This is a genomic window from uncultured Campylobacter sp. (genome assembly GCF_938045225.1).
Lineage (GTDB): Bacteria > Campylobacterota > Campylobacteria > Campylobacterales > Campylobacteraceae > Campylobacter_A.
In genome coordinates this window covers 1-5,542 of sequence record NZ_CALINL010000291.1, presented here as the reverse complement: position 1 = coordinate 5,542, position 5,542 = coordinate 1, and the positions used below count along the sequence as shown (strand labels likewise).

Sequence of the window (5,542 nt, the reverse complement as noted above, 5' to 3'; positions counted from 1 at the left end):
AAATTTGGATCAAATAGGCTAATCGCCGCGATCCTAAAGACCTCGATCGGGTTAATGAGTGCGATAAAAAAGATGATATCCTCGCGCACGTTAGTTTTCATCAAAAAGCCAATCAGCGCGAGATCCAAAAACGCTAACAAGATAAGCCAGAGTAAAAACGCGACGCCTTGACCCATTTCTTGATTTTTGATCATCGAGGAGATGAGAAATCCAAACGACAAAAACACGAAGCTAAGCGCGAAAAGTAGGGCTGTGTAGAGGGTTAGGATATCCCACGGGATTTCTATTTTTTTAACTAGACCCGCAACTACGGCTAAAACGAAAGAGAGCAAAAGCGGCACGAAAATAACGAAAATGCGCCCCAAAGCCTTGCCGAAATAGTATTCGCCCAGGCTAACGGGAAAGCTAAGCATATACTCAAGCAGGTTTGTGTCGCGGTCGGCGCTGATGCTGCGCACGGTCGAGATGAGGATGAAAATGGGCACGATGATAATGCAAATTTGGATAAAAAGCAACAAAAGCCGCGTAAGCCCGCTAAAGCCGAGCACCCGCGAGTCCGTCACGCCGCTAAAGACAAAAGTAACGATAAGTCCCATAAAAACTAGCATATAGATGAGAAACCAGCGCGAACGCAGCGACTCGGCGATGTCTAGTTTTGCGATGAGTAGGAGGTTATTCACGGTCGCCTCCTTGCGCTATCGGCTCGTCTTTGATGATGCGGCCTAGATCCATCTCGACGGAGCGGTTTGACATGCCCTGTACCTCATCAAGCCTGTGCGAGATGAAAACCAGCGTCTTTTCGCGCGCGAACTCGCCCAGTAGATCCATAAAATTTCGCCTAGCTTTTGGGTCTAAATTTGCCGTCGGCTCGTCAAACATCATAGCCTCGGTATTTTTAGCAAAGGCGATTGCGATTAGCATTTTTTGCTTCATACCGCCTGAGAGTTTATAAAAGGGCTTGTGAAAATTTCCTTTTAGATCAAGCTCCATTTTTTCGCAAAATTTCTCTATGTTTTCCTGCGCAACGCCCGAGCTGTTGCAGACGAACTCACAAAGCTCTTTTAGGTTAAATTTAAGCGGCGGCGGCGTTTGCGGAACGAAAGATATCACGCTAAGAGCTTCTTTGCGCGCGGTAAAAGGATCAAAGCCGTTTACTCGCACCTCGCCGCTGTTTGGTTTAAATTCGCCCAGGATTATGCGCATCAGCGAGCTTTTGCCGGCGCCGTTTTGCCCGAGCACGACCGTTTTTTGCCCCTTTTCTATGCTCAAATTTACGTTTTGGAGTATCTTTTGTGAGCCAAAAGCCTTTGTGATGTCTTTTAAGATTATCAAATTTATCCTTTTAGATGAGCTTTTTAAAGCCGTTGTCGAATTTCAGCGCGTCGTGGTGACACACGTCGATACAGCGCCCGCAAAGCGTGCAGTCGCCGCCCACGAGACGAAATTCTTTTTTATTTTCGTCGTCGCCCGTTTTAGCATTTTTCTTCGTGATCTCTAGCACGTGCGGCACGAGACAGGTATCGATGCAGACCAAACAGTGGTCGCAGCGATCTTTGTTCCAGCTGACTTTGACGGCGTTGGTGCGGGTTAGCAGCGAGTACGTCGCGCCTATGGGGCAGACGTAGCGGCACCAGCCTCTGCGGGAGTAGAAAATCTCGACTAAAAGCACGAAAAGGGCAAACCAAATCGCATGAAAATAGCCGTAAATGATAAAGCGCGATACTATACCCGTCACGCTAAAAATCTCAAACACGAGCTGCGCGCTGGCAAAACTCATCGCGATAAAAAGCGCAGTAAAGACGTAGCGCCATTTGGGGTCGAAATTTCGGCGTTTGATTATCTTTTTGGCGGCTAAATTTTCGTGGATTTTCTCGCCGATCTCGCCCAAAAATGTATATGGGCAAATCCAGCCGCAAAAGGCTCGCCCGCCTACGAGTGCGTAAAAAAGCAAAATCGTAGCCGTGCCGATGATCAAATTTGTCGGAAACTCGTGCGTCGCGGCAAATACCTGAAAGCTCATAAAAGCGTCCGTCAAATGAAAGCCTAAAATCCTTGATCCGCTGATATCGCCTTCTAAAATTTGAATATCCGCGCGGTAAGAAAGCACGAACAAAATATGCACTAGCGCGATCGTCATGAGCCGCCAAGCGCGGATACTAAGGCGCTTTTTGCCCTCGGCGTTTTTTGCCGTGAGCGTGCTTAGAAACGGGACTTTGGCGACCGTGCAGCGCGTGGCGTACTTGTCCATTTTCTACTCTTTAAATTTTGAAATTTCATCCGCTAACAAGCCTAGATCCTCGTCTGATACGTTGTTTAAAAGTCCCTTCATTAGGCTGTTTGGTACTTTATTTTCTTTGTAGTCTTTTAGCCTAGCTAAAATTTCGTCCTTGCTTTTGCCTGAGATTTTAGGTGCCATTACACCCTTGCCGTTTGCTCCGTGACAAGGCGCGCAGGAGGTTAGGTACCGCTTGCTAACGCCCTCGCTAGGCTGATTTGCGACGCTGTTTTGCAGCTGTTTGATCTTTTTGATCTCTTCGCTATCTTGCAAATTTAGCTCTTCGTTTACGACTTTCGGCTTTGTTTGCTGTGCCGGCTTTAGCTCGGGCCTACTAGCGTCCTTTACGGGTGCTGAGGGCTGGCTAGTTAGCATAAAAACCATGAGCGCAAGTACCAAAACCCCAAAGATTATCGCTATTTTCTTTCCCATTTTAGCCTCCTATTTTTTTCTAAATTGCTCGTTAAATTCGCTGATTTCATTAGCTAGCGCCCTGATCTGCGCCTCGTCCATACCGCGAACTAGATCTTTCATCAGCGGATTTGCCTTTTGCTTGCTCTTATATGCGGCGATCATGTCGTAAATTTGATCCGAGGTTTTGTTTAGCAGCGACGGGCCGATAATGCCGTTGGCGTAGTCGTCGTGGCAGGCGGAGCATTTTACGATAAAGTCCTTACTAAGGCGCCCTTTTACGAGTTTTAAATTTATGCTTTGCAGCGGGCTTCGCACCATCGCTAGAGCGCCTACCGAGCGGCTAGTCTCGCTCTCCTCGTCGTCTAGACCAAATTTGACTCTCTTTTTGCCGTTTATATCGTAGGTCATAAACTGGTCGTAGTCTTTTTGCGCGGTTGTGTTAGCGTCTGCTTTTTGCGTCTCTATCATGCCTGCGGCGGCGGGCGTTGCCTGCGTTTTTGCCGCTTGCGTCGCGCTTTTTTTATCATCCTTGCTCTCGCAGCCAGTTATCAGCATAGCGGCGGCGAGGGCGATGAGACAGCCTAAAATTTTATTTCTCATTTTTATCCTTTGTAAATTTCGTCATAGCTGCGGTTTGGCGCTATATCGATGATTTGTACGGGGCAAACCTCGGCGCACGCTCCGCATCCGACGCAGCCTTGTTTAAATTCGGGCAAATTTCGCCCGTCGCTTTTAGCCATCGATATGGCGGCGTCTCCGACCGGGCAGAGGCTAACGCACAGATCGCAGGGCTTGTCCACGCTATTTTGGACGGCGTCTTTTACGGCTTGCTCGCGGTCGTTGTAAATTTTACGTTCAAGCATTCTCGTAACGCTGCTTAAATTTACGTTTTCGTTTTTGTACGCTAGACAGGCCTCGCGCCCTCGTAGCACGCCCACGCCCATCTTTACGTCGCTAATCTGCGTCGTAGCGTGATCTAGCGCGCCGCTGGGACAGGCTAAAACGCAAGGAAAAAGGTCGCATAGATAGCAGCCTCGCTCGTGCGGGTTTATGTAGGACGTGCCGGTTGAGTAGCCCTGCGTGATGTCTAGTAACCCGATGCTGTGATACGGACAGACCTGCACGCACTGGCCGCATTTTATGCAGAGCGATTCGAAATTTTTAACCGCTCCCGGAGGCCGTAAAAAAAGCTCGTCTGCGCGCGTTTTGGGTAAAAAATATCCGATGCCGTAGCCTGCGGCCGCCGCACCTGCCGTTAGGGCGATAAAATTTCGTCTATTCATAGCGTTGCCTTTTGAGCGTTGTTCGGGCGCATTTTAGGAGAGCCGTCCTCTAAAAGCTTGAGCGGCTCGGAAAAGGGAGCAAGCTTAGCTAGGAAATTTAGCCCGCTAATCACGGTCGAACCGTAGAAAAAGCGCAGTGTCGGATAGTACTGCCAAAGCTTATCGGCGTAAACGAAGTGCAAGTATGGCGTATCGCCGATACCGTCTCTATCGACGTCGAGTCCTTCGTATTCGTCGAAATAATTACCGCTCCACTCGTTTAGCTCGATCTTTGAGCCGGGCGTGTCGTTAATAACCGTTTCCATGTTTCCGATAAAATCATTGCCCTTAAACACGCTTTTTTCCTGCGTCGCGTGCATTTGCAGCCCGATGACGTTTTATAAAATTTGATTGTTTTCTAGGGTATTTACGGTGCCTGGATTTAGCGGCGAGCGGTCGGAGTAGATGCCGCGCGAGTTATATAAAAAGGTGTTTTCTCTAATGTTAAATCCAGAGGCGTCTTTTAGCGCGATCCCCACGCCAAACGCTCCGTTTGAGTTGATTATCACGTTGCGGCGCACGAGGGAATTTGTAGAAAACATAAAATACATCCCCACCGCTCCGCCGCTAAATTCGTTATCCTCGATGAGGTTGTCCGCCGAGTACATCGTATGCACGGCGTAGCGGTTATTTTTGCCGAAATTTTTGCGGATTACGTTGTTGCTAGAAAACCACGCCACGATGTCGCGGCTATTATAGACGTAGTTTCGCTCGATCAAATTTTCGTGCGAATACCACGCTCGCACGGCGTCTCCGCGTCTAGGCACGTCAAAGCCCTCTTTTGAGGTGATGTTGTTATCTCTTATCACGGCTTGGTTGCATTCTGATAGCTCGATACCAAACAGCACGTCTTTGAAGCGGCTTTTTTCAACCAAGAGATTATTGCCTTTTAGGCAGCTAACGCCCGCGTCTAGCTCCATCTGGCTCGTGCCACTGCCTTCGATGTTTAAATTTATAAGCTTAACGTTTTTTGCCGTTACTTTTATCACGCTTGATTTGTGGTCGCCTCGTATCACGGCGCCACCACCCTTGCCTATTATCGTTAGCGGCTTATCTACGATTATATTTCCCTCGTAAAGGCCGTCGTTTAGGCGCAAGATATCGCCTGGGTCGGCGGCGTTTATAGCGTCTTGAAGCGGACCGGCGAAGGCCGTCAAATTTAGCGCGCAAAAGAGCAAAAGCTTAAATTTCATTTCGCGTCTTTGAGCTCTTTTTTCTTTGAAAATACGGCTAGGATACAAAGCGCGCTCATAGCCATCATCACCCAAAATCCTATGCTAGGATACGAGTGCGTCGTAAATTGCGCTACCTTGCCATCGCCCAAAACCGTCGGCATAAACGGTTTTATCTTAAACGCGCCCCACTCTTGCATATTGTGTCCGTACCAGTATAGCCAACCCGCAAACGCTCCCATAAAAAGCAGCGGAGCGATGGTCGGAAGCACCATGAGCAGGGAGTTAAATTTGCCGTCGTAGTATAAAAAGGCTAGCATGCAAAGCGTGGAAATAAGCAGATAATAAGGAGCAATCGC

Annotated in this window: 6 protein-coding genes and 2 pseudogenes; all 8 read right to left on the bottom strand. The window is 48.5% G+C overall.

The window, feature by feature from the left end:
* Positions 1–680 (bottom strand): ABC transporter permease subunit (locus Q0200_RS10635; protein WP_297941024.1); only part of this gene is annotated, 680 nt, incomplete at its 3' end.
* The gene (locus Q0200_RS10630) at positions 673–1,332 is read right to left on the bottom strand and encodes an ABC transporter ATP-binding protein (RefSeq protein ID WP_297941023.1); all 660 of its coding nucleotides are present in this window, start codon (positions 1,330–1,332) and stop codon (positions 673–675) included. The genes Q0200_RS10630 and Q0200_RS10635, both read right to left, overlap by 8 nt.
* A 10-nt stretch (positions 1,333–1,342) precedes the next feature.
* A complete protein-coding gene (locus Q0200_RS10625; RefSeq protein WP_297941022.1) occupies positions 1,343–2,248 on the bottom strand; it encodes a NapH/MauN family ferredoxin-type protein in 906 nt (301 codons plus the stop codon).
* A gap of 3 nt (positions 2,249–2,251) precedes the next feature.
* Positions 2,252–2,707 carry a c-type cytochrome gene (locus Q0200_RS10620; RefSeq protein WP_297941021.1) on the bottom strand — a complete coding sequence of 152 codons (456 nt, stop codon included), beginning with the start codon at positions 2,705–2,707 and terminating at the stop codon, positions 2,252–2,254.
* Positions 2,708–2,716: 9 nt separating this feature from the next.
* Positions 2,717–3,289 (bottom strand): hypothetical protein, encoded by a 573-nt coding sequence (locus Q0200_RS10615; RefSeq protein ID WP_297941020.1) that lies wholly within the window; start codon positions 3,287–3,289, stop codon positions 2,717–2,719.
* A gap of 2 nt (positions 3,290–3,291) precedes the next feature.
* The gene (locus Q0200_RS10610) at positions 3,292–3,972 is read right to left on the bottom strand and encodes a 4Fe-4S dicluster domain-containing protein (protein ID WP_297941019.1); all 681 of its coding nucleotides are present in this window, start codon (positions 3,970–3,972) and stop codon (positions 3,292–3,294) included.
* Positions 3,969–5,204, bottom strand: a pseudogene (locus Q0200_RS10600) (nitrous oxide reductase family maturation protein NosD). Before Q0200_RS10600 ends, Q0200_RS10610 begins: the two are co-directional and overlap by 4 nt.
* A pseudogene (locus Q0200_RS10595) lies at positions 5,201–5,542 on the bottom strand (cytochrome C); the annotation flags it as partial. The pseudogenes Q0200_RS10600 and Q0200_RS10595, both read right to left, overlap by 4 nt.